We start from the raw sequence: 19,582 nt of genomic DNA, 5'->3' as shown, positions 1-19,582 counted from the left end.
TTGCAACTTTCGACAAGCAATCCACGATAGAAGGGAAGCGATAATCAGGTGGATCATACCCGTACCCCCCTGTTCAATGCATTGCTCAAGCATGCTGAAAGAAATCCGATTCAATTTCACATTCCTGGCCACAAAAAAGGAGTCGGCATGGACCCGGAGTTTCGTTCCTTTATTGGAGACAACGCCCTGTCCATCGACCTCATCAATATAGCACCGCTGGATGATCTCCATCAACCGATGGGTGTCATTGAGGAAGCCCAGAAGCTGGCTGCGGACGCCTATGGCGCCGACCATACGTTTTTCTCCGTACAAGGAACAAGCGGAGCCATTATGACGATGATTATGACCGTCTGCTCCGAGGGCGATAAAATTATCGTTCCGCGAAACGTACATAAATCCGTACTTGCCGCGATTATTTTCGTAGGCGCTAAGCCAGTGTTTATCCAACCAGCTCGTGACAAGAACTTAGGAATCGACCACGGTATTCCGACTCGTTCTGTCCGCAGAGCGCTCGAAAAGCATCCCGACGCCAAAGCTGTCTTGGTCATCAACCCGACTTACTATGGCGTATGCACGAATTTAAAAGAAATCGTTGATCTGGTACACAGCTATAACATGCCGGTCCTCGTTGATGAAGCGCATGGCGTGCTCATTCACTTCCATGACAAACTGCCGATGTCCGCTATGGAAGCAGGCGCTGATATGGCCGCGACTAGCGTTCATAAGCTTGGCGGTTCCATGACGCAAAGCTCCGTCTTGAACGTAAAAGGAAATCGCGTAAATCCGAAGCGGATTCAAACGATTATCTCTATGCTTACGACGACTTCTACGTCCTATATCTTATTAGCTTCGCTGGATACAGCCCGCAGGCACTTGGCCTTGAACGGTTATGAAATGGCGGAACGTACCATCGCCCTTGCTCAGTATGCCAGAAAGCAAATAAATGAAATTGAGAACCTCTACTGCTTTGGGGAAGAAATTCTAGGCGAAGAAGCAACTTTCACTTATGATCCGACGAAAATATGTGTCCACGTGCGAAAGCTCGGCGTCACGGGCTTCGAAGTCGAGAACTGGCTGCGCGAGCACTACAATATCGAAGTCGAAATGAGCGATATGTACAACATTCTCTGCCTCATTACTCCGGGTGATACGCCAGAGAACATCGAGACTCTACTAGAAGCTCTGCGCAAACTCTCGCATATGAATGACGATGTTGTTGAAGTCAAAGAGGTAGTCATTAAAGTTCCTGCTATTCCTCAATTGACGTTGACACCGCGAGATGCTTTCTATGGCGAGACCGAAATTCTGCCGTTCAAAGACTCCGCCGACCGGATCATCGCTGAGTTCATCTATGTCTATCCACCGGGAATTCCGATTTTGCTTCCAGGTGAGGTCATCACACAAGAACTTATTGATTACATCGTCGAGCATGTTGAGGTTGGACTTCCTGTCAAGGGCCCAGAGGACCGCAGCGTTCAAAACGTCAAAGTTATCGTTGAGACACAGGCGATATTCTAAGCTTTTAACTGATAGGTAGTTATTGTAAAACCGTTTACATGATGCTATGATGTTGGTGATGTTTAGCGAATGAGGTGAACAAGGAATGGCTCAAAGCGCTTATATTAAATTCGTAACAGGCTCCCAAGTACCCGCACTCACCTTGGATGAACTCAAGGACAAGCTTTTGCATTACCGTGAGCAGCTCAGTCTGACAGCCAAGCAGCTTGGCTGGGAATATGACGAGGCCGGATTCCCTTATACCATTGAGACGAAGCCGGAAGGCGAAGGCAAATGGTTCTATCTGAAAGGTATCAATCCTTTATACAAATATATCGTGATTGGTGTCGGCAGCGAGAAGGTTCAAGAGGAAGACCGGCATTATGTTCAAGTCGTATTACCTGACGACGCCACTCATGGCGATAAGAGCAAAGGCAATGAGTTCTGCAAATACCTTGGTAAATTGTTGAAAGCTGAACTTCATCTATTTAATGGCAGAATCATGTACTTCAACCCTAGAAAATAACATTTTACACGAACGGGGCTGTCCCAAATGGTTTATTCAAACCGCTGGGACAGCCCCGTTTCATATCAATAGTGAAAGGGCTGCCCTTCAGTAGATCATCTACTGACTGGACAGCCCTTTCTTATGTATAGCTCTTATTCTTCGCCTTCTTGAGCTACGATCTCATTGTAAATGGTCACTACGCGTTCCCATTCTTCTTCATCCTCAATGTTGACTAGGAATGCATCGTCGCCATCTTCCTCAACACGGAAAATAACGCCGTCCGCTTCAGGATCATTGCGATCAAGCAATACCGCATAAGCTTGCTCTTGAGATTGGAAGGTATACACCATAACCATCTCATGCTCTTCACCGTTCTCGTCCGTTACGATAAAAACATCTTCCCCATGCTCGTGATCGTGGTCACAGTCCGGGCCGTGTACATGATCGTGCTTCTCATCGCTCACAGGCAGAACCTCATTTCGTCGAATAATTAGTTACGTCATTATCCTAACATTTTCATATTCAGAGGTCAAACCACTTTCTTGCGAGCTTATCCTATTCGGATTGAATTTGCTTCTCGGATACGACGGAATAATCGCTAGAGCCTGTAGCCTGCATCGCGAATTTAACAACATAAGTGCCTGCTTCGTCAAATGAAACGCCATACAAAGGCACCTTCAGCCAGAAAGACTCTTTGGAGTCCGTGATAGCTTTCACTACAGGTGTAACCACACTTTTGCCGCTTGGCGACACAATGGAAACTTTGACAGAACTAATGCTTGTTTTCAAATTATCCACTTGTGCAAACACAATAAAATCCGCTTGCTTCCCGCGTTCAACGACGCCAAATGGAACGATGGCCGAGTCTTTCCGCACTTCCGTTGTGAAGAACAAGTGTACGTTCGGTTTGTACAAATAGGCCGTCTTATTGGTGTTATCCCATTTCACCAGCGCTTGCAAGGCATCGCTAACCGCACGTAAAGGTAAAACGGTGCTGCCATCAACGATAAGAGGCGGAACATCCGAATCCCCGAACTCCGATGTCGTATCGTTGACGACCAGTCGGGCAATGTTAAATCCCTTATAATCCCCCCATATCGACGAGGCCACCACTGCAGCCGTACTTAGAACAAAAAACACCAGCATCAACGTAAATATCCGCTGAACAACTTTCATTTTGAATAACCTCCAGCTCTCGTTAGTAAACTTTATGTCTGCATCTTTATACTCCGGAGGTTAAAAAGAGTTGCGATGATTTTATAATTTTGATAAAAATGATAGAACGCGTTGGTTGTACGCCTCCGGCTGCATGTTATAAGACCCGACATGCCCCGCTTTTTGTGTGAGCCACAGCTCAAAAACGTCTGGATGCCGACGCCACATCCCTTCACTATTTGACCATGGAATCGCATCGTCATCTTTGCTGTGTATAAAAAGAATCGGTCTCGGATAAATGCGATCAACAGCCGCAAGCGCATCTACATGCCGGGGATTAATCCCTATCAGTCTTGGCAAAATGCCCAAAATCAAAGGTGTGAACGGAAATCTTGGCAGCTTCGACCACACCGGCAGGTTATCTCGCAAGTATGGGCTTAGCTGGCTAAAAGCACTATCTGTAATCACCCCCGCAACGGAGGATTCTTCTGCTGCAGCCAAAAGTGACGTGCTTCCTCCCATCGAGAAGCCCAGCAAGCAAATTTTACTAGGGACATGCTCCCGCACCCACTGAATAGCCCCCAACAAATCTTGCTTCTCCAAATATCCGACAGTCGTCAAGCTGCCTTCCGAATTGCCCGAATTGCGAAAATCAAACATAAGCACATGATAGCCGTCCTCAACGATCGCTTTCGTTAAAGCAAGCGCCGGCAGCCCCTTTTCCAGTCGTGTACCCGCATATCCATGTGACATAATGACCGTCGTCGCCAACTCCCCTTGGGGTGCGGAAGGCGATTTGAAAAACCATCCATCCAGTGCAACGTCCTGCGATTGGCTCGGAAATGCAATATCCTGCTTCTGCAAGCCATATTGCTCAGGGAACTCATCGACGATTTTTCGTTTCGGATGTGTTAACTGCCAACCGACATAGGTAGAAATACCCACCAAAATCAAGCCAACCGTCACGATCAGCGCTCCAATTAAATACCAAATCATCCCAATATCATCACCTTAAATGAAATAAACTTATTTATACATCGTACTTTAAGCTTATACGCCATACATATTATGGTTGAAATCGAACAACCTCCCATGCTACATTAGAAAAAGATGTTTTTTGTCGAAAAATGGAGGCGGCTGAATGAGTTTGCAAATTCAAATGTTGGGAACCGGCAGTGCTTTTGCCAAAACATTTTATAATACAAGCGCATTAATCCGTTCAACCGAAAGAAATCTACTCATCGACTGTGGCTCAACAACGCCAAGATCGCTTTACGATATACAGCTGCAGCCGGATCAAATCGATGGCATCGTGATTTCACACATTCATGCGGATCACGTTGGCGGATTGGAAGAAATGGCTTTCCGCTTATTATATGAAAGCAATCAGAAGAAAACAAAGCTCTACCTGACTCAAGCAATTGCAGATACGTTATGGGAAAACACTTTGAAAGGCGGCATGTATAATCCGGAAGAAGGCTATCATTCCCTCGAGGATTATTTTGACGTCATTGTGATTGAGGAACAAGTGCCTGTTGTCATAGGCCCTGGTTTAACCATTGAACTTGTGCCAACACTTCATATTTCCTGCAAGCCCAGCTACTCGCTGTTTATCAACGACCGAATCTTCTATAGTGCGGATGTCCGCTTCAGTGAAGAACTGCTCGTTTACGAAGTTGCCGCCAAAAGAAACTGCCATACGATCTTTCATGATTGTCAATTAAGCGGCCAAGGATTCATCCATGCTACACTTGACGAATTGCTTACGTTACCTGAACATATTCAACAGCGGATCTATCTCATGCATTATGCCGACAATATGAGCGATTTCATTGGCAAAACCGGCCATATGCGGTTTGCCGTCCAGCACGAAATTATTGATCTTCCAGAATAATTATCATCATGGAACCTTAGGAATTCAACCCCCTGAAGGTTCTTTTTTCGCGAAAATCCGTGTTTATTTCCTATTCTTTTTGCCTGAAAGCAGGATTTGGGTAAGAGACAGAGAACATTTCACAAGAGTGGTTATTCTGGACATCGTAATTTGCAGGAGATGATACTTTGATAATCAATTGGATTCTTTTTGCTTACGCATTTATTTTTATGCTATATACGACAGTTCTCCACACTTCCATTAACACTCCTTTACAAATCCTTTTCGTTTTACTGTACTTGATAAGCTTCCGTATTCCAATCAAACATGCAGGAATGCCCTGGCTCCGCCTACTGATCATTGGCTTCCTACATTACATAGGTCATTTAAACTTGATCCTCCCTCTATACATACTAACGCTGCTCTACGATATTTATACAGAAGAAAATCGCAAAAAATCGTGGGTGCTGTCCGCCTCCTACGCGCTTATTTTTTTGGGCAATGTATATCTCATTAAAGGACTCTATGACTTGCTTTGGATTTATGGGATTGAATGCTTGCTGCATTTCACAACGGTTTCATTACTGACGAAAGCAACATATTCCACGCTTAAACAAGCTGATCGATTGAAAAAGGAGCGATACTTATTCTCGCAGCAGGATTCGCTAACAGGCCTTTACAACTATGAAGAGTCCCATCGCCGGCTTGAGCAGCTCATTCGTCAGAAACAGGGTCTGGTCCTGATTCTGATCGACTGCACGGATTTGAAATCGATGAATACGACCCGCGGTTTTCAGGCTGGAAACTTTATCTTGAAGCAGATGGCGGAGCTCCTCCAAATCTTGTTTAAAGATGCGCTCTTCATAGCGAGATACGGCGGTGATGAATTCGCAGTCGTTATGCCGCTAGTTGCTGACCAATCAGCCACATCCTCTTTAAAACTAAAGCTGGACTCCGAACTGCCTAAACTGACTGGTATCCAAATTACATACGGGATTGCTTCCTATCCGCTGGACGGCTTGACGAAAGATGATCTGATCTTGTTAGCTGAGAATAACTTATTTACGAGTAAACGGGAGTCTTGGCTAAAGCGTGAAGAGCATATGCTTCGATCCGATAAGCTAAGGGTAATCGGCGAATTGGCTTCCGGTATGGCTCATGAAATACGAAACCCGCTTACAACGATCAAAGGATTTCTGCAAATCTCCAAAGCAAACGGTTACAATATAGAAAATTGGTACAGCTTGATTATGGAGGAAATTGATCGCATGAGTGATTTAACCGGTGAATTCCTGCAATTCTCCAAGCCTCATAGCATCGATTTTCGCGTCTACTCCTTGCACGAGTGTGTGCTCAGGGTCATCGCGCTGATGGAGTCGGAAGCAACCCGATTCGGCCATCAAATTCACTACAAAGAAGCGACGGAGCCCGTCCTTGTCTTGATGGATCAGGATAAAATGATTCAATTGCTTCTTAATCTCGTAAAAAATGCCTGCGAAGCCATGGAAGAAAACGGTGTCGTACACATGCAATTGACGTCTGATGCCAAAAGCGTGACGGTCGTCATTGCCGATAATGGCCCCGGGATTCCAAACGAACAGTTGGAGAAAATTTTCCATCCCTTCTTCACGACCAAAGAATCCGGCACAGGGCTTGGTTTATCGATCTGCTACAAAATCGTGCAAGATCACCAAGGTACACTGGAGGTGGAAAGCGAGCTTGGCACTGGCACACGATTCATCATTACTTTCCCATTGGCGCAATAACATCGTCATAGCAAAAAAAGCCGCTGTAGTTACAGCGGCTTTTTCATTCTTACGTGCAGAATGCCTGCATCGTAGAATGGTTCTGTTGAGATGACATGATATCCTAGTTGACTATAAAAGCCCTCAGCCTGGCACTGCGCATCCAGAATGGATGACGTGCAGTTCAATTCGCGGGCTTGCTGCTCCATAGCCAGAATGATTTGTTTGCCGAGGGATTGGCCTCTATATTCTTTCAAAACAGCTACACGCTGAAACTTGGCGGTTTGGGGCTGGTATTCGTACCAACGGGCTGCGGCTACCGGTTGTTCACCGTCTAGAATAAGGAAATGATGGCAAGCTTCCGGCGATTCATCCTTTTCGTCCATCTCCAAATGTTCAGGCACTTGCTGCTCGTCTACAAATACTTTGAAACGAACCTTAAAGCAATCTTTCAGTTGATCATGACTAGTAACACGAATGATTTGCATGTGGACTTTCTTCCTTTCAATGAATATTCCTTGATCTTATATCATTCAAGAAAGGATGTCCACACGCGTCAAAGCCTACCTCTTTTTCTCCAACAAATAGCTGGAAGCGCCGATGGCTACCCCCAAAATCGCACCGCCCAAGACTTCCCGCGGCAAATGACCCAATTTTTCTTTCAAAGCCTTCCGTCTGCGAGCATGGTATAAACCCGGATGTTGTTTAGCTAACCGCTCTACCTGCACATCAATTTCGTTCACTTCTATGGCAATCTCCCCAGCTGCATGACGAACTCCCATGGCGTCGTACATGACGACAGCACCAAACACCGAGCTAATGGCAAAATCAACGGCCGAGAGCCCTCTTTTCATAGCGATATAAGTTGCTAAAGCCGACACACCCGCGGAGTGCGAACTAGGCATTCCACCGGTTTGAATGAGTTGCGACCAGTCCCACTTCTTCGTTGTCATATAAGTAAGAGGCATTTTTAACGCCTGTGCGGTACCAATTCCTAACAATGCTGTTATAAGCGCTCTATTCATTCTACTCACCTCTCTTGTAGCATCCAACACAGGTTTAGATTCTATTCGTAAATTTTGATACAATAGGAGTGTTAGCTTACGAAGAAAGTTTTCCTGCGTAAAACTCCAAGCCTTTGCTAGCAACGTCAGTTTTCTTATGAAAACTCTAAGGAGTGTGAATGATGAATATCGCTTTTTTCCTTTTACCGAAATCAGAGGTTATTACAACAACATTACAAACAACGCTTCGTCAAACACTTGAGCGTATGGAATATCACCGTTATACCGCGGTACCGATATTATCCGACGATGGTCATTATGTAGGGACTGTCACTGAAGGCGATTTGTTATGGTTTTTGAAAAATTCGGAAGGCATAACGTTTGAGAATGCGCACCGGCATTTGCTGTCTGAGGTTCCGCTACGTGTGCAAAACAAACCTGTCCATATCCATGCGGACATGGTAGATCTCATTGATTTAGCCAAAGTTCAAAACTTCGTGCCAATTGTAGATGATTCCGATAAATTCATCGGTATTGTGCGAAGAAGCGAAATCATTGAATATTGCGCGAAGCAAGTCGTGTTCAAATCCCCCTCCGCTGCAGGAGAGAGGTAGTCACAGCACTCCTGTCTTGTCCTTTTCCAATCTTCATACATTTCATCCAAAATCGCGGTTCAGTGGACATTGGGTCCACGCAATGGACTTTCGGAAGATCGGGTCCGTTCCTCCCTGGAACGGATCACCCGCTTCCCCCGCTGCCACGTCTCATTCCGAATTCCCTCCCCTCCCGCTTTTCTTACTTCCCAAGCAGAACTGCTCCTTCCACCAGAAAAAACAGCGCCACCCACGGCAATTTCAACATTATCTTCTTCGCTGCCTGAATCAGCCAGTTTCCCTTAAGTCATGGATAGGGTCAGCCCTCCGGAGACAGACTAAGAGGTAAACTTTGCTTGGAAAGGAAGGGTATCCTTCGGGGGTAGAATCCAGTTATGTGGTTTCCGAATACCTATTCAACTTTTATCGCAAAAAAAAAGAACTAGGATTAGATCCCATTCTCTCCATTGTGGAATCGGCTAATAATCGTTTTACGATCAATACTGCCGTTGTTTTTGATAAAAAGAATGTTCAGCTAACACTAAACTCGAATGAAACACACCTTTTTAATATTATAAAAGCGAGTATTAACAAAGTTGAAATTGAAGCTCCCTTTCAGGATTCGAAATTTTTCGTTTCGGTGGATAACATTAATTCGAAATATCACATTCTCATTCCAAAAAATGGACCTCCTTATATCGATATGCACATTAAGATGAGAGGTGTCATTGAAGAATCGGCATCAGTTTATCCCGAATTAGAGTTCCGCGTCGGTGTCGAAATGAAGCTCGAAGGGGTCTGCGTGATCAAATAATGATCGGCTCTACGAGTCGCTTCAACCTTAGCTTCATTCCCTTGATCAGACATCCATTTATGTAATTGATCAGGCTGAATTCCGAGTTGATTCATCAGATGATGAATATCTATTTCCCGCATACACTACACCCCATCTATGGTTTGTCTCTTTACGTTTAACTCCTCTTTACTTTATCGGTCAGACTCGATTATGTAAATAAGTGCATATTGTCGAATCGCCTAAAGAATCAATAAAACGCGTCACTGAAAAAACAATTGAAAAGCGTTTCGTTTCGACAAAAAACCAAAAAGAGCTGCACGGGCAGCTCTTTTTTTGGGGTGCTGATCTCTTTTATGTTATTGCAGCTGTCCATTCGAAGAGGCTTTGGATGATACAAATTCGCTGGCCCAATCGACCATGCCGTTCATTAACGTCAATATCAGATTGACTGCGTCTTTCTCTGTTAATGTCCCGTTGTTGGACTGGCTGCTGACATATTGGGATGTTTTTTGTTCCAGCTTTTCAACCAAATCCTTAATTTTCAATAGTTCATTGGCTAAGTCTGAGACTTGTTGGCCGTTAGCGCCATTTTGTCCGGCTTGCTGGCCTTGTCCTTGTCCTTGGCCCTGACCTTGAGATTGTCCTTGAGATTGTCCTTGAGCCTGTCCCTGATCTTGTCCTTGCCCTTGAGCCTGACTTTGAGCTTGATCCTGGTTCTGTCCTTGATCTTCACCCTGCGCTTGCGATTGACCGGAATTCGAAGCTTGCTGCTGATTTTGGCCACCTTGCGAGCTTTGGGATCCGCCTAACAACATTTTCTTTACCTGTTCGAGCTCAATTAGCACTAAGTCATTCTGTTTGGTGAGTTCATCCATCTGCAGTTTGAGATCCTGTGTTTTGATCATGTTGTCATGAATGCTCCTTCCTTTATTTCACGGCACCGCAGGCGATTCGTTTACCAGAATTTCCAGATGGATCCGTCTTCAAATCATCCTCTTTCTCATGAATGACGAGAGAGGTTCCCCCTGGCTTAAACAATGAATTTGGCTTGTCAGGAAGCAGCACCACGGATTTGGTGACCGTACTCAAACGGCCATTTCCCTGCTCATCTACGACCAAGTTAGGAAGGTCCCCAGCATGCGCGCCTTTGGGATTTAGGAAACCATGCTCTTTATGCATCGGGTTAAAATGAGCACCTGCCGAATCAAATGTCGGCGCAACGCAAGCGGCTTTTTCATGAATATGAAAACCATGGGCACCAGGCGTCAGCCCGCTTACTTGAAGATCAATTTGTACGCCCTCTGGAACGGCCGCCAGTTGTGCCTTACCAACCGTTTGTCCGCTTGTCCCAATTAATGTAACCTCTAGAGGTGGCGTAGAACCAGCTTCTGCTGTCGCCGTACTTTTCACACTTTGACAACCTGTCAGCACGAGCAGCCCCAAACTCACAGTCACAACAATTTTTAATGATTTCATGTCGTATCTTCGTCCTCCCGAAAACTTAGCATTTTACATAATCTACCCTTAGGATGCACAACTGACTTCTGCTGTAACCGTATAACAAAAATAAAATTTTCATCTATGCTCAGAAATAGTAAAAAACCCGCAATCATCCGATCGCAGGTTTCTCATCATTTATTTCCCCTTATAGAATGGTCATCAATTTGGCTATAATTTGTAGATTTTCAAGCTTTCGCTTGTAAAAATGGAACTCTACCTTCGTATGCTCGACGGCATCTTCCATTCTTAACACTTGCTGCTGCAAATCTTTCGTGTAAGGCCACATTTCAGCTTGACGCTGCTGTTCATTTTTCCCTGTCACCAATCCGTCACCTATGACCTCACATTCCTTCGTCAATAGTTCGTGCTTGGCCCAACTCAGCTCAGATACGGCATCCACATAGATCGCTTCAGCTTGCTTGAGCAGCTCAGGGACTAACTGTAATTCCAAAATAACATCCGACCGGTTCATTCGGACTCCTCCTAAGAGTTTTCGTAAGAAAACTATCTTTATAGCGTAGCTCAGCTTAGTCATTCATAAACTTTCGCTGCTTGCCTCATGTATATTCATAGAAAAATAAAACATGCTCATTAGAGAAATCCGGCGAAAATAAGTCATTTTGGCGCAAAAACCGAGTTTTCTCGCTACCCCCTTTTAGCGGGATTTGACAAACGAATTAAGGTTTCATTAAATCTATGCACAGCCCTCTAAACCCTCTTGTAGGGCCTGATAGAAGCGGATAAAATGATATTATACATAACCGAGGAGGTGAAATGCATGAGCCAAGAAGAAGAAGTTGTATCCCAAAATGAAGAAGAAATCGCTGAAGAGTCCACAGAAGAAGTAGTGAACGAAGAGGCGGCTGAAGAGGTTGCAGAGGCGAGTCAAGAAGCTGCAGCGGCTGAGGAAAGCGTGGAATCCGAAGAGGAATAATTGATCCTTATTTTAAAATATATCCTCCCCCAGCCAACCGGTTGGGGGTTTATTGATGATATAGATATTTTTATTTTTTGCGTATAAATTTTCTGAACATTCAAATAATACTGATGTACCATAAAAAAGGAGATGATTTTGAATGGCTAGTAACAACACTTTAGTCGTACAACAAGCAAAAGCAGCATTGGATCAACTGAAGTTTGAAGTCGCTCAGGAAATTGGTGTCCCTCTCTCCCCTACTGGCTACAACGGTAACTTGGCAACTCGTGATGCTGGCGCGATCGGCGGAAACATCACGAAGCGTTTGGTACAAATCGCAGAACAACAACTTTCCAGCTTCAAACGTTAATCCTTTGATGTAGACGCAAACTCCAAAGACTGATTTCACTCGATCCTCCTTAGAGTGACCGTCAGTCTTTTTTTCTATTTCTTCAATATTGTCATCTGTTCCTTCGATATCCTCATGAGTTTTCGTTCGCATATTTTATTCGGATTACCTCTCTAGTATGATGGCTTTATCCCTTATACACGAAAGGAGTGGTAATCCATGACTGAACAACAATATGAAATTTTCCGTGATCCGTACCGCATGCTTATTCTATTGGCGACATTAGTCTCCGAACAAAAAGGCGAAAAAACGCTTCAGTTTGACAACGTACCTTACTTCGAGAATGACACCTTCCTCATCCAACACGGCAAATTTATTTACAAAAAAGCGCAAACAGAAATCACCTGGTTTCAATTCCTGGGAAGAGACATTGCCTGCAACAAAGACTACACCCGCGAGGAATATAACAAAATGTTCGTTGATTGCCTGGCCTCCCTCTACAACATTGCCTAGTACATACAAAAGCATAGGATCCAGTGTAAGAATAAGCTAAATTAAAAAGCGCTGTTTAGAAGGATGAACCCTCCTAGACAGCGCTTTTACCATGAGTTACTTCTTCTTCACTTCTTCTACAAACACATCGCTTGCATCGCGATTACTTCCGAGTTCAAGAATTGTATATTTCTTATCGCCAATCATAATCACATCTTCCACTTCAGGAAGCGGATCGCCCAAATATACGGTACCTAGATATACATTACTGCTTTTTAAACGCAAATTCCATCGATGCTGCTGCTTCGTCATTCCTGTTCCTCCCAAACTCTAATGACACCAAGTTACCATAAATCCCGCTAATATGAAAGTCCTATATCAAAGCGCTGACTTTTTTGATATATTAATGACATGATTGAGCGGAAAGGTTGACTAATCCATGACAATGCAAGGCGTAACCGACGATGAACTGTCCATCCTGCTGGGGAAAGGTCATACAGCAACTTTAGAAACTTCAACAAACGAATTCTCCTTCATGCCCAGGTCCAAAAAGAAGCGTAAAACTTACCATCTCCTCACCAAGCTTTTTCGCTTTTGGCGCCATTAATCCGTTTACAAAATAATCATTTTATATATTGACATGCTTGAGAATTCTTGGTATATTACTAATTGTCTTTACAAAACGACTTGTTAGCTCAGCTGGGAGAGCACTATCTTGACAGGGTAGGGGTCAGTGGTTCGAGCCCACTACAGGTCATATATAACAGAAACCCGCATAGCACTGTGCTTTGCGGGTTTTGTTTATTAGTACAGTCTTCAAAAAGTGCATATAACAGCTTGTTTTTTATCGCTTGGGTACGCTTTGGGTACCAAATACTTTAAACTCGGTTTTTAAATTGAAGAATGATAAGTTTTGAAAAATACGGTTTAGATTGATCCATTAAAAGAAACGGCAGCAGACCAAGACCTTAAAATTAAAAGTCTTAAACTGCGCTGTTGTCATCCAATCTGGCATAAAGGTTTTCATACTAAGCATGAGTTCAGCCTTAATCAAACTTCGTAGCATTGTAAAATGGTGGATATAACCGCGAACTTTATATTCATCATTTATACCTAAAGCAGTGGTTGACATGTTTAACACTTTAATGTCCCGTTTTTTCATTCTACTTTTAATATTTTGTATTTCAGTATAAATTGTGTTCTCAACCTCTTTTAAATCAAACAGAATATGACTATATAGCCCAAAACAAGAACACTTGTTTGTGTGTTATATTATATACCGAGCACGTATTCGCTATGCAAGTTATTTTATTTTAGGAACACAAAAATCCCCACCAGATATTTAACCAGTGGGGAAATACTTATTCGCTAAATGAGTTCTATTTGACTTAGATATCCCAGTCAAATTATTTATTTCCGAGCTCATGAGTAATTCATCTACCTTTAAGGATGTAATACACTGGAAATGTTATTGCAGTTGCAATACTTAAACAAACGAAAGAAATTGATGAAGTTCAAGAGTACTGAATTGTCGAGAATCATTGGATTACACAGAAAACATCAACGAGTCCCTTCATTGGAACAGGTTGAGAGGGCTTTTAATGATGCAAAGGCTGGAGATTTTGATTGAGCCCTGCGGCTTCTAGACTGGAAACGTCGGCATCTGCTCCATGTTTTTTGAACTATCGTTCTCCCGTTAGTTTAAGTTTTGTTCCGCAAAGGTGACCTTGATGTACTTATTATCGTGCCTTCTTTTTAAAAGGATTGTTTATGTTTAATTCACGGTTCCAATTATTATTCTTTTCTCTTACTTTTAGAAGTAACCTAGTAAACCAGTAGGCAATATATGCTATTCCAACATCGATAATAAATAGGTGAAATTGGTTCGTTCCTTTTCTAAATTCAACAAACCCCATATACTTTTCAATTGTTGCGAAACCAAATGCAAACATTGCACTTAACAACAAGGTATACAAATAGAAATTTTTATTCTTATTGGTACAATATTGATACAAAAGCAAAAAACCAACTGGAAGTACCGATACAGTGATATTTAATGCATTCGGCAATACAGGAGTTAGAAAGTATTTATGAGTGAAGTGACCGGTTCTTCCAAGTGCAATATCGATGTACGTCCAGATCATATGTACTGTATATCCAAAGAAAAATATTTCAAAAATTCTTTTTCGATCTACTATAAAGAAAACCAATAGAAGGGGTACCACCAACAATGAAGTAACTACCCAAAATTGCCAATTACCCATATCCGAAAAACTACTCCAATAAGAACTTAATTGCGAATTTAACTCTTCCTGTTTCTCAAGGATTTGATTCCAATATTGTTTAAAATCCATTTTATGCCTCCTAACAATATTTCTCCCAATAAGCATTCCGCTTGTAACCATAATAATTCTTGATTTCAGGATTAGTCTTCATTACCATTCATGTACGAACTTTATAGGTTTCTTTTTATGTTTAATTTATCCAACATATGCGCTTATATACATGTATAAATTGTACATTGGAAAATGTATAAATTCACTATTCTGCCCGTTAGGTGAGCGAAAGGCTGCCGATCGTGCCGGCAGCCTCCCTTTGCTGTGTATTGTGTACATACAACTCGAATCGATTCTATGAACAAAAAAAAGAAGTCCCCTTAAAACTTAAAGGATTCTCTTTTTCGGTACACTACAAGGTGATAGCGAATGAGCATTCTGGGTATTACCAAGCAAAAACTGCAAGAACAATTACAAGTAAAATATAAAGGACCAATACCACCGCGGCTGTGGAGTAGCCACCATAACCTGCACAACTTGCACCCATATTTAATCCTTCCCTTCATGTAAATTTTCATTACAGTATGATCATACGCTCAGTACATAGTTCTTGATTGGACATATGCCCAGGGCTTTTTTGTTTCGATGGATTGTCTTTTACATTTAAATTGATCGACTCATATTCTTCTCAATTAAATGCCCAATAATCGCCAAAGAAAATCCCAGGACAATACCTGAAAAAACAGGACTTATCAAAAATACCCAATGCAGTCCGAAAAACATACCAAAAACGAGCCCAGTAAAAAAGCCCATATTATGTGCCAGTTTTTCAGGCTTTGGAACTCCTTCTGCTTCTAGCTTAGCATTCATGATCTTTGCCGTATTATAGGCATGCCAGATGTTGAACGCGTATACGGAGGGATAGAACAACCCCCATCCCATATTCACAATCTCGGAAGACTCTTGCAATTTTCCAGTAAACGAGTAATAAATAGACCAGTTTAATTTAGATAAAATATTAAAGGCAATTTCAGAACCGAGTAAAATAATACCGATAAAATACTCACGCACATAAAGTTGCCCGAATCCTGGAAGACATAATGACCAAAGTGCAGCAGCGTAAGGGGACTTGTACACCGGTTCTTGATAAAATTTTTGTTGATTTTTATAGAACATCTTGTACCACCTTGTACTTTCTGATATTCAGACAGTATTCCCAAATTATGTGATTGTATAAATTATCTCGAATTCCCCCTATCACTGAGCATCCATTACAACAAAAAAGCACTTGAATAAATTCAAGTGCTCTTTCTATAATATTTCAACTATTACCGGACGAACTTTTCAAAAACCTGTTCAAATTCTTCTTTTGTTTGGGCTTGTTTATAGAGAAATACGCCATTTACATCTCGAATCTCTTGTTCATCAAGGCCGATACTTTCATAGAGGTTAACGATATCGCTCGGTGGACCTTCAACAATGATATCCATGCCCTTCTGTTTCGGAGAGATGATATAGGCCATTTTATTTTTAGGTGAAAACGTATGAAACAATAGATAATTTCCTTTACGTGTTAAATAATCGAGCTTTTCAGGATAAAATTTCTTAGTTCCACAAGGCAATTTATACGATGACATTTGAGGCATGATTCAAATCTCCTTAGGCATAATTTATTGGAGGTAAGGCTACGTCCCAAAAACTTACATGGATTTACTCTTCAAATCATTGTACGACTTACCACCCGCATTATCAAATGCTTCTTGATACATTGTAAAAAAAGCACCCGAATGATCAATGATCATTAGTGCTTTTTGGTCGATAGAATCGATTACATGATTCAATGTTTTCGTTCCAGTTCCTCCTGCTGTGCGTGAAGCTTGTTTTTTATATCATCGATTTTCGTTTCGAGCCAATCTTTCGTATACACTTTAAGTAGTGCGTCTTTTGAAGTGTCTATGGCCATCAAAATGACTTCGATATCGGCTTCACTCAGCTTGTCATTCGTTAACATAAAATCAACCTCCTCGAACAATTAATCTCATTATTCCCACCTTTTATACACCTTCATACTTGTCGTTCAAGCGCCATCACGCCTGTTCCTCATCCACCACTACCGAATCGCGAATCTGCTCAAAAGACACCGGCGTATAGTCTAATTGTTCTACACTCACATTGTAATATTGACGTCCTTCATATTTCTGGCCATGAATATGCCCATGAACATTCAAATACGGCATCTGTTTATTCATGTACATAGGCTCATGCGAAAGGAAAAAGAAGTTCATATAAATAAGTGGATACTCACTTACTTCATCAAATCCCGCATCAAGCCACCAGGTCCTCGCTCTCCCCCGATCATGATTGCCCATGATGAGGATTTTATACCCGTTCAGCTGTGAAACAATTGACTGAGTGCGTTCTTTATTTAAAAAAGAAAAGTCGCCTAAATGAAAAACTTTGTCTTCTTTACGGACGACAGCATTCCACTTTGCTATCATGGCTTCTGACATTTCGTCAACATCTGCGAAAGGCCTGTTTTCGAAGTCAATGATGTTTTTATGGCCGAAGTGGTGATCTGAAATAAAATAAGTTGTAGGCATCTTGCAACTCCCCTTCAATTCAATATCCGACGGCTCTGCCACGACGACCCCACCCATATGACCACATCATGGTACATAGTGGCAAAGCCCAAAGAAATGGCGCATAACTAATATAATGCTCGACTGGCACTCCTACAATGGTTCCACATACAATAGCGAGCATATTCCAAGGAATCATAGCAGCTAGAATAAGGCTTGAATCTGCAACTACTCTGGCAAGCTGACTGCGCGGGAAGCGTTCCTTCCAAAAGGGCAGCAAACTCCTGCCTGTCATCATGATCGGGAGGGTTTGTGTACACGAAACTAGGCCAAGGCCTAGACCAAATAAGCCGGTTCGAATCGTAGCTGCGAATAAGGAGGTGGAGCTTCCTCCCAACAATTTTTGCATATAGGCCTGTAAAACACGGTTTTCCTCTAAAATCCCGTTGAACGCTCCCGCGAGTGCAATAAGTACAATTAATTCAACCATACTGGACAATCCTTTGGTTTGCAGCGAATCAAAAGTCATGGAGTGGTAACCAAACCACATCGCATGCAGCCATTCCTCCCAAGTGACTCCTTGAAAAATCAGGCCAATTCCGATTGCACTCGCGATGGAAAGGAGAAATCCGTTTCTTGTTTTAAATCTGAGCAAAATCGAAAGCAGTAAAAGCAGCACAGGCACTAACAACCAAATGCTGTAGTTAAAACCGGAGCCAAATTGCTGACTAAGCACATTGTTTTCCTCTTGATGCCACTTCCCTCTCATGTCGCAAAACAAGAAAAAAACGAGGGCAATACCTCCAGCCCCAATCGTAGTTGGCAGCAAGGCTTTAAATAATTCTTTGACGGTAACACCTGTGGAAGACGCCACCAGACGGTTCGCACTGGAAAAAGGCGAAGTCCTATCGCCGACAAAAGCGCCCGAAACTAGTGCGCCTGCAACCATCGGTAAAGGGATTTGAAGCAGCATAGCAAGACCGATTAGCGGGATTCCGACCGAGCTCAGCGTCCCCGTGGAAGTGCCCAGCAGCATGGAAATGCACACGGAAAGAGCAAACGAAAATGTAAGAAAATAGCTGGGATCCACGATGCGAAGTCCTAAATCGATCATATAGGGAATAGTCCCGCTAGCTGTCCATGTAGGGATAACAACGCCAACCAATGCAAGAATCCACATCACTTCTTTGGTTTGCGTGACACCCTCCCACATGCTTCGCAGAATGCCTCTGAATGCAGCTCCGCCTCGCCATACGATGACGATCAATGTGATGAGTCCAAATGAAAAACCAATCGCCAAGGCGATATGCAGCACATATGCAGCAGCGAGTCCAAGAATGGTAATAAGTATCGTTACGCCAAGTTGTCTATTCGTTAACATGTGTCTTTTTATCCTAACATTTCTCGAATGGTGTGAAGAGTCTCTTGAATGGCTTGCTTCAGCGCCTGGGACTCTCCTTGATAAGGATGAACCGAGCCAAAGGTATGATTGCCCTCAGGAATTCGGATCCATTGAATAGATGAGTTTTGCTCGACCATCTGTCGTGAGCCTCGAATAAGCCTTTCGCTATCCTCAGTTCCTTGAATTAAAGCAATTGGAAACGCAGCGCCGCTAATTCTGCCCATTATATTGAATCGCTCGCTGTTGCTCTCCATGTCTTCAAGGATTTCAAGATCTAACGGCATATTTTGTTTTGTACGACCGTTCAACGTATACGATCTTCCCGCTATGCGCATCTCATTTTTATTATCCTCCGTCAACAGATCAACATTCGAAATGCCATTCCAGCTGATAACACCCGCAATTTGATCAGGATGATCAAGCGCATAGATTAGGCACACCCCCGCCCCTCTGCTGTGGCCCAAAAGCAAAATCGGTTTCTCACCGGCACCAGTACCAGCACCAGCAAGCTGTTCATTTCGCCGAATTTCCTCCACAACGGCTTCCAAATCTTCAAGATCTCTGGAATATGTATCTCGCGCGAACTTCTCCAACTCTGTAAATTCAAGCAGATCCTCTCCAACGCCATTGTGAGAGAAATTGATGGCCATGACATTTACATCCTTAGACAAGGATTGCGCTACGTGAGGGAACATCCCCCAGTTTTTAAACCCTTTGTATCCATGGCAAATGACTAAGGTCCCCATAGCCGGTTGTGACGCCGCTTCATAGAAATCTCCTCTCACAATCCGATCCTCTGCTATATGTAGCTCAAATGCTTTACATTCACTTGGTTGCATGAGATAACCTCCCTTTCCTAAGTACTGCTATATTTTAACACAGATGCCAATCGGGCAG

At 42.9% G+C, this 19,582-nt stretch carries 25 protein-coding genes and 1 tRNA gene; 10 read left to right on the top strand and 16 right to left on the bottom strand.

Features of this window, described 5'->3' with window-relative positions; genetic code table 11:
• The first annotated feature begins 48 nt into the window (after positions 1-48).
• Together PCH02S_RS08800 and PCH02S_RS08795 are read left to right on the top strand one after the other, a co-directional pair.
• Positions 49-1,518: an aminotransferase class I/II-fold pyridoxal phosphate-dependent enzyme gene (locus tag PCH02S_RS08800; RefSeq protein WP_127452094.1), complete on the top strand. Its 1,470-nt coding sequence runs from the start codon at positions 49-51 to the stop codon at positions 1,516-1,518.
• Positions 1,519-1,603: 85 nt separating this feature from the next.
• Complete coding sequence (locus PCH02S_RS08795; protein ID WP_127452092.1) at positions 1,604-2,023, top strand: DUF1885 family protein; 420 nt, start codon at positions 1,604-1,606, stop codon at positions 2,021-2,023.
• 134 nt (positions 2,024-2,157) lie between these two features.
• Here PCH02S_RS08795 and PCH02S_RS08790 read toward each other — a convergent pair whose 3' ends face one another.
• The 3 genes from PCH02S_RS08790 to PCH02S_RS08780 all read right to left on the bottom strand — a co-directional run bounded on the left by PCH02S_RS08790 (position 2,158) and on the right by PCH02S_RS08780 (position 4,156).
• Positions 2,158-2,469 (bottom strand): DUF1292 domain-containing protein, encoded by a 312-nt coding sequence (locus PCH02S_RS08790; RefSeq protein ID WP_127452090.1) that lies wholly within the window; start codon positions 2,467-2,469, stop codon positions 2,158-2,160.
• A gap of 91 nt (positions 2,470-2,560) precedes the next feature.
• Entirely contained in the window at positions 2,561-3,181 is a 621-nt protein-coding gene (locus PCH02S_RS08785) for a stalk domain-containing protein (protein ID WP_127452089.1), read from the bottom strand.
• 81 nt (positions 3,182-3,262) lie between these two features.
• Entirely contained in the window at positions 3,263-4,156 is an 894-nt protein-coding gene (locus tag PCH02S_RS08780; protein ID WP_127452087.1) for an alpha/beta hydrolase, read from the bottom strand.
• A 145-nt stretch (positions 4,157-4,301) separates the two neighbouring features.
• Here PCH02S_RS08780 and PCH02S_RS08775 point away from each other — a divergent pair, with 145 nt between their 5' ends.
• Both PCH02S_RS08775 and PCH02S_RS08770 read left to right on the top strand, forming a co-directional pair.
• Positions 4,302-5,054, top strand: coding sequence for an MBL fold metallo-hydrolase (locus PCH02S_RS08775; RefSeq protein ID WP_127452085.1), 753 nt, complete (start codon positions 4,302-4,304; stop codon positions 5,052-5,054).
• Positions 5,055-5,221: 167 nt separating this feature from the next.
• Entirely contained in the window at positions 5,222-6,799 is a 1,578-nt protein-coding gene (locus tag PCH02S_RS08770; protein WP_246068998.1) for a sensor histidine kinase, read from the top strand.
• 29 nt (positions 6,800-6,828) lie between these two features.
• On the opposite strand, the gene PCH02S_RS08765 is transcribed toward PCH02S_RS08770, so the two are convergent.
• On the bottom strand, positions 6,829-7,266 hold the full coding sequence (locus PCH02S_RS08765) for a GNAT family N-acetyltransferase (RefSeq protein WP_127452084.1): 438 nt from the start codon (positions 7,264-7,266) through the stop codon (positions 6,829-6,831).
• Positions 7,267-7,341: 75 nt separating this feature from the next.
• Positions 7,342-7,803: a divergent PAP2 family protein gene (locus PCH02S_RS08760; protein ID WP_127452082.1), complete on the bottom strand. Its 462-nt coding sequence runs from the start codon at positions 7,801-7,803 to the stop codon at positions 7,342-7,344.
• 161 nt (positions 7,804-7,964) lie between these two features.
• Here PCH02S_RS08760 and PCH02S_RS08755 point away from each other — a divergent pair, with 161 nt between their 5' ends.
• A complete protein-coding gene (locus tag PCH02S_RS08755) occupies positions 7,965-8,396 on the top strand; it encodes a CBS domain-containing protein (RefSeq protein ID WP_127452081.1) in 432 nt (143 codons plus the stop codon).
• 331 nt (positions 8,397-8,727) lie between these two features.
• Entirely contained in the window at positions 8,728-9,189 is a 462-nt protein-coding gene (locus PCH02S_RS08750; RefSeq protein WP_127452079.1) for a Ger(x)C family spore germination C-terminal domain-containing protein, read from the top strand.
• A 338-nt stretch (positions 9,190-9,527) separates the two neighbouring features.
• Here the strand turns inward: PCH02S_RS08750 and PCH02S_RS08745 are convergent, their stop codons facing one another.
• The 3 genes from PCH02S_RS08745 to PCH02S_RS08735 all read right to left on the bottom strand — a co-directional run bounded on the left by PCH02S_RS08745 (position 9,528) and on the right by PCH02S_RS08735 (position 11,143).
• A complete protein-coding gene (locus PCH02S_RS08745; protein ID WP_127452078.1) occupies positions 9,528-10,076 on the bottom strand; it encodes a hypothetical protein in 549 nt (182 codons plus the stop codon).
• A gap of 22 nt (positions 10,077-10,098) precedes the next feature.
• The gene (locus PCH02S_RS08740; protein ID WP_127452076.1) at positions 10,099-10,647 is read right to left on the bottom strand and encodes a superoxide dismutase family protein; all 549 of its coding nucleotides are present in this window, start codon (positions 10,645-10,647) and stop codon (positions 10,099-10,101) included.
• Positions 10,648-10,816: 169 nt separating this feature from the next.
• The gene (locus PCH02S_RS08735) at positions 10,817-11,143 is read right to left on the bottom strand and encodes a hypothetical protein (RefSeq protein ID WP_127452074.1); all 327 of its coding nucleotides are present in this window, start codon (positions 11,141-11,143) and stop codon (positions 10,817-10,819) included.
• Positions 11,144-11,449: 306 nt separating this feature from the next.
• On the opposite strand from PCH02S_RS08735, the gene PCH02S_RS35640 reads away from it, so the two are divergent.
• From PCH02S_RS35640 to PCH02S_RS08725, 3 genes are all read left to right on the top strand, one after another.
• Positions 11,450-11,605: a hypothetical protein gene (locus tag PCH02S_RS35640; protein ID WP_157321483.1), complete on the top strand. Its 156-nt coding sequence runs from the start codon at positions 11,450-11,452 to the stop codon at positions 11,603-11,605.
• 142 nt (positions 11,606-11,747) lie between these two features.
• The gene (locus tag PCH02S_RS08730; protein WP_127452072.1) at positions 11,748-11,957 is read left to right on the top strand and encodes an alpha/beta-type small acid-soluble spore protein; all 210 of its coding nucleotides are present in this window, start codon (positions 11,748-11,750) and stop codon (positions 11,955-11,957) included.
• A gap of 198 nt (positions 11,958-12,155) precedes the next feature.
• Entirely contained in the window at positions 12,156-12,449 is a 294-nt protein-coding gene (locus tag PCH02S_RS08725) for a hypothetical protein (protein ID WP_127452071.1), read from the top strand.
• Between the two features lie 96 nt (positions 12,450-12,545).
• On the opposite strand, the gene PCH02S_RS08720 is transcribed toward PCH02S_RS08725, so the two are convergent.
• Positions 12,546-12,740, bottom strand: a complete 195-nt coding sequence (locus PCH02S_RS08720) for a hypothetical protein (RefSeq protein WP_079420361.1) — start codon at positions 12,738-12,740, stop codon at positions 12,546-12,548.
• A 372-nt stretch (positions 12,741-13,112) separates the two neighbouring features.
• Between PCH02S_RS08720 and PCH02S_RS08715 the strand changes: the two genes are divergently transcribed.
• A tRNA-Val gene (locus PCH02S_RS08715) sits at positions 13,113-13,185 on the top strand.
• 982 nt (positions 13,186-14,167) lie between these two features.
• On the opposite strand, the gene PCH02S_RS08710 is transcribed toward PCH02S_RS08715, so the two are convergent.
• The 7 genes from PCH02S_RS08710 to PCH02S_RS08685 form a co-directional block, all read right to left on the bottom strand.
• Positions 14,168-14,782, bottom strand: a complete 615-nt coding sequence (locus PCH02S_RS08710; protein ID WP_127452069.1) for a hypothetical protein — start codon at positions 14,780-14,782, stop codon at positions 14,168-14,170.
• Between the two features lie 585 nt (positions 14,783-15,367).
• Positions 15,368-15,880, bottom strand: coding sequence for a hypothetical protein (locus PCH02S_RS08705; RefSeq protein WP_127452068.1), 513 nt, complete (start codon positions 15,878-15,880; stop codon positions 15,368-15,370).
• A 152-nt stretch (positions 15,881-16,032) separates the two neighbouring features.
• Positions 16,033-16,350, bottom strand: coding sequence for a hypothetical protein (locus PCH02S_RS08700; RefSeq protein WP_127452066.1), 318 nt, complete (start codon positions 16,348-16,350; stop codon positions 16,033-16,035).
• A 191-nt stretch (positions 16,351-16,541) separates the two neighbouring features.
• Positions 16,542-16,715: a hypothetical protein gene (locus PCH02S_RS35635; protein WP_164819479.1), complete on the bottom strand. Its 174-nt coding sequence runs from the start codon at positions 16,713-16,715 to the stop codon at positions 16,542-16,544.
• Positions 16,716-16,791: 76 nt separating this feature from the next.
• Positions 16,792-17,304, bottom strand: a complete 513-nt coding sequence (locus tag PCH02S_RS08695; RefSeq protein WP_127452064.1) for a metallophosphoesterase — start codon at positions 17,302-17,304, stop codon at positions 16,792-16,794.
• 19 nt (positions 17,305-17,323) lie between these two features.
• Positions 17,324-18,664 (bottom strand): Na+/H+ antiporter NhaC family protein, encoded by a 1,341-nt coding sequence (locus PCH02S_RS08690; RefSeq protein WP_127452062.1) that lies wholly within the window; start codon positions 18,662-18,664, stop codon positions 17,324-17,326.
• A gap of 8 nt (positions 18,665-18,672) precedes the next feature.
• On the bottom strand, positions 18,673-19,524 hold the full coding sequence (locus tag PCH02S_RS08685) for an alpha/beta hydrolase family protein (protein WP_127452060.1): 852 nt from the start codon (positions 19,522-19,524) through the stop codon (positions 18,673-18,675).
• Between the last annotated feature and the right edge of the window lie 58 nt (positions 19,525-19,582).

The sequence above is a fragment of the Paenibacillus chondroitinus NBRC 15376 genome (assembly GCF_004000765.1).
Classification (GTDB): Bacteria; Bacillota; Bacilli; order Paenibacillales; family NBRC-103111; genus Paenibacillus_E; species Paenibacillus_E chondroitinus.
The sequence above is the reverse complement of the archived record's forward strand: the minus strand, read 5'-3'. Positions and strand labels throughout refer to the sequence as shown.

Bases quoted from the DNA above. Each gene is read 5' to 3' on its own strand.
- PCH02S_RS08795 (WP_127452092.1), top strand. From the start codon at position 1,604: ATGGCTCAAAGCGCTTATATTAAATTCGTAACAGGCTCCCAAGTACCC.
- PCH02S_RS08785 (WP_127452089.1), bottom strand. From the start codon at position 3,181: ATGAAAGTTGTTCAGCGGATATTTACGTTGATGCTGGTGTTTTTTGTT.
- PCH02S_RS08780 (WP_127452087.1), bottom strand. From the start codon at position 4,156: ATGATTTGGTATTTAATTGGAGCGCTGATCGTGACGGTTGGCTTGATT.
- PCH02S_RS08775 (WP_127452085.1), top strand. From the start codon at position 4,302: ATGAGTTTGCAAATTCAAATGTTGGGAACCGGCAGTGCTTTTGCCAAA.
- PCH02S_RS08765 (WP_127452084.1), bottom strand. From the start codon at position 7,266: ATGCAAATCATTCGTGTTACTAGTCATGATCAACTGAAAGATTGCTTT.
- PCH02S_RS08760 (WP_127452082.1), bottom strand. From the start codon at position 7,803: ATGAATAGAGCGCTTATAACAGCATTGTTAGGAATTGGTACCGCACAG.
- PCH02S_RS08755 (WP_127452081.1), top strand. From the start codon at position 7,965: ATGAATATCGCTTTTTTCCTTTTACCGAAATCAGAGGTTATTACAACA.
- PCH02S_RS08745 (WP_127452078.1), bottom strand. From the start codon at position 10,076: ATGATCAAAACACAGGATCTCAAACTGCAGATGGATGAACTCACCAAA.
- PCH02S_RS08740 (WP_127452076.1), bottom strand. From the start codon at position 10,647: ATGAAATCATTAAAAATTGTTGTGACTGTGAGTTTGGGGCTGCTCGTG.
- PCH02S_RS08735 (WP_127452074.1), bottom strand. From the start codon at position 11,143: ATGAACCGGTCGGATGTTATTTTGGAATTACAGTTAGTCCCTGAGCTG.
- PCH02S_RS35640 (WP_157321483.1), top strand. From the start codon at position 11,450: ATGAGCCAAGAAGAAGAAGTTGTATCCCAAAATGAAGAAGAAATCGCT.
- PCH02S_RS08730 (WP_127452072.1), top strand. From the start codon at position 11,748: ATGGCTAGTAACAACACTTTAGTCGTACAACAAGCAAAAGCAGCATTG.
- PCH02S_RS08725 (WP_127452071.1), top strand. From the start codon at position 12,156: ATGACTGAACAACAATATGAAATTTTCCGTGATCCGTACCGCATGCTT.
- PCH02S_RS08720 (WP_079420361.1), bottom strand. From the start codon at position 12,740: ATGACGAAGCAGCAGCATCGATGGAATTTGCGTTTAAAAAGCAGTAAT.
- PCH02S_RS08710 (WP_127452069.1), bottom strand. From the start codon at position 14,782: ATGGATTTTAAACAATATTGGAATCAAATCCTTGAGAAACAGGAAGAG.
- PCH02S_RS08705 (WP_127452068.1), bottom strand. From the start codon at position 15,880: ATGTTCTATAAAAATCAACAAAAATTTTATCAAGAACCGGTGTACAAG.
- PCH02S_RS08700 (WP_127452066.1), bottom strand. From the start codon at position 16,350: ATGCCTCAAATGTCATCGTATAAATTGCCTTGTGGAACTAAGAAATTT.
- PCH02S_RS35635 (WP_164819479.1), bottom strand. From the start codon at position 16,715: ATGTTAACGAATGACAAGCTGAGTGAAGCCGATATCGAAGTCATTTTG.
- PCH02S_RS08695 (WP_127452064.1), bottom strand. From the start codon at position 17,304: ATGCCTACAACTTATTTTATTTCAGATCACCACTTCGGCCATAAAAAC.
- PCH02S_RS08690 (WP_127452062.1), bottom strand. From the start codon at position 18,664: ATGTTAACGAATAGACAACTTGGCGTAACGATACTTATTACCATTCTT.
- PCH02S_RS08685 (WP_127452060.1), bottom strand. From the start codon at position 19,524: ATGCAACCAAGTGAATGTAAAGCATTTGAGCTACATATAGCAGAGGAT.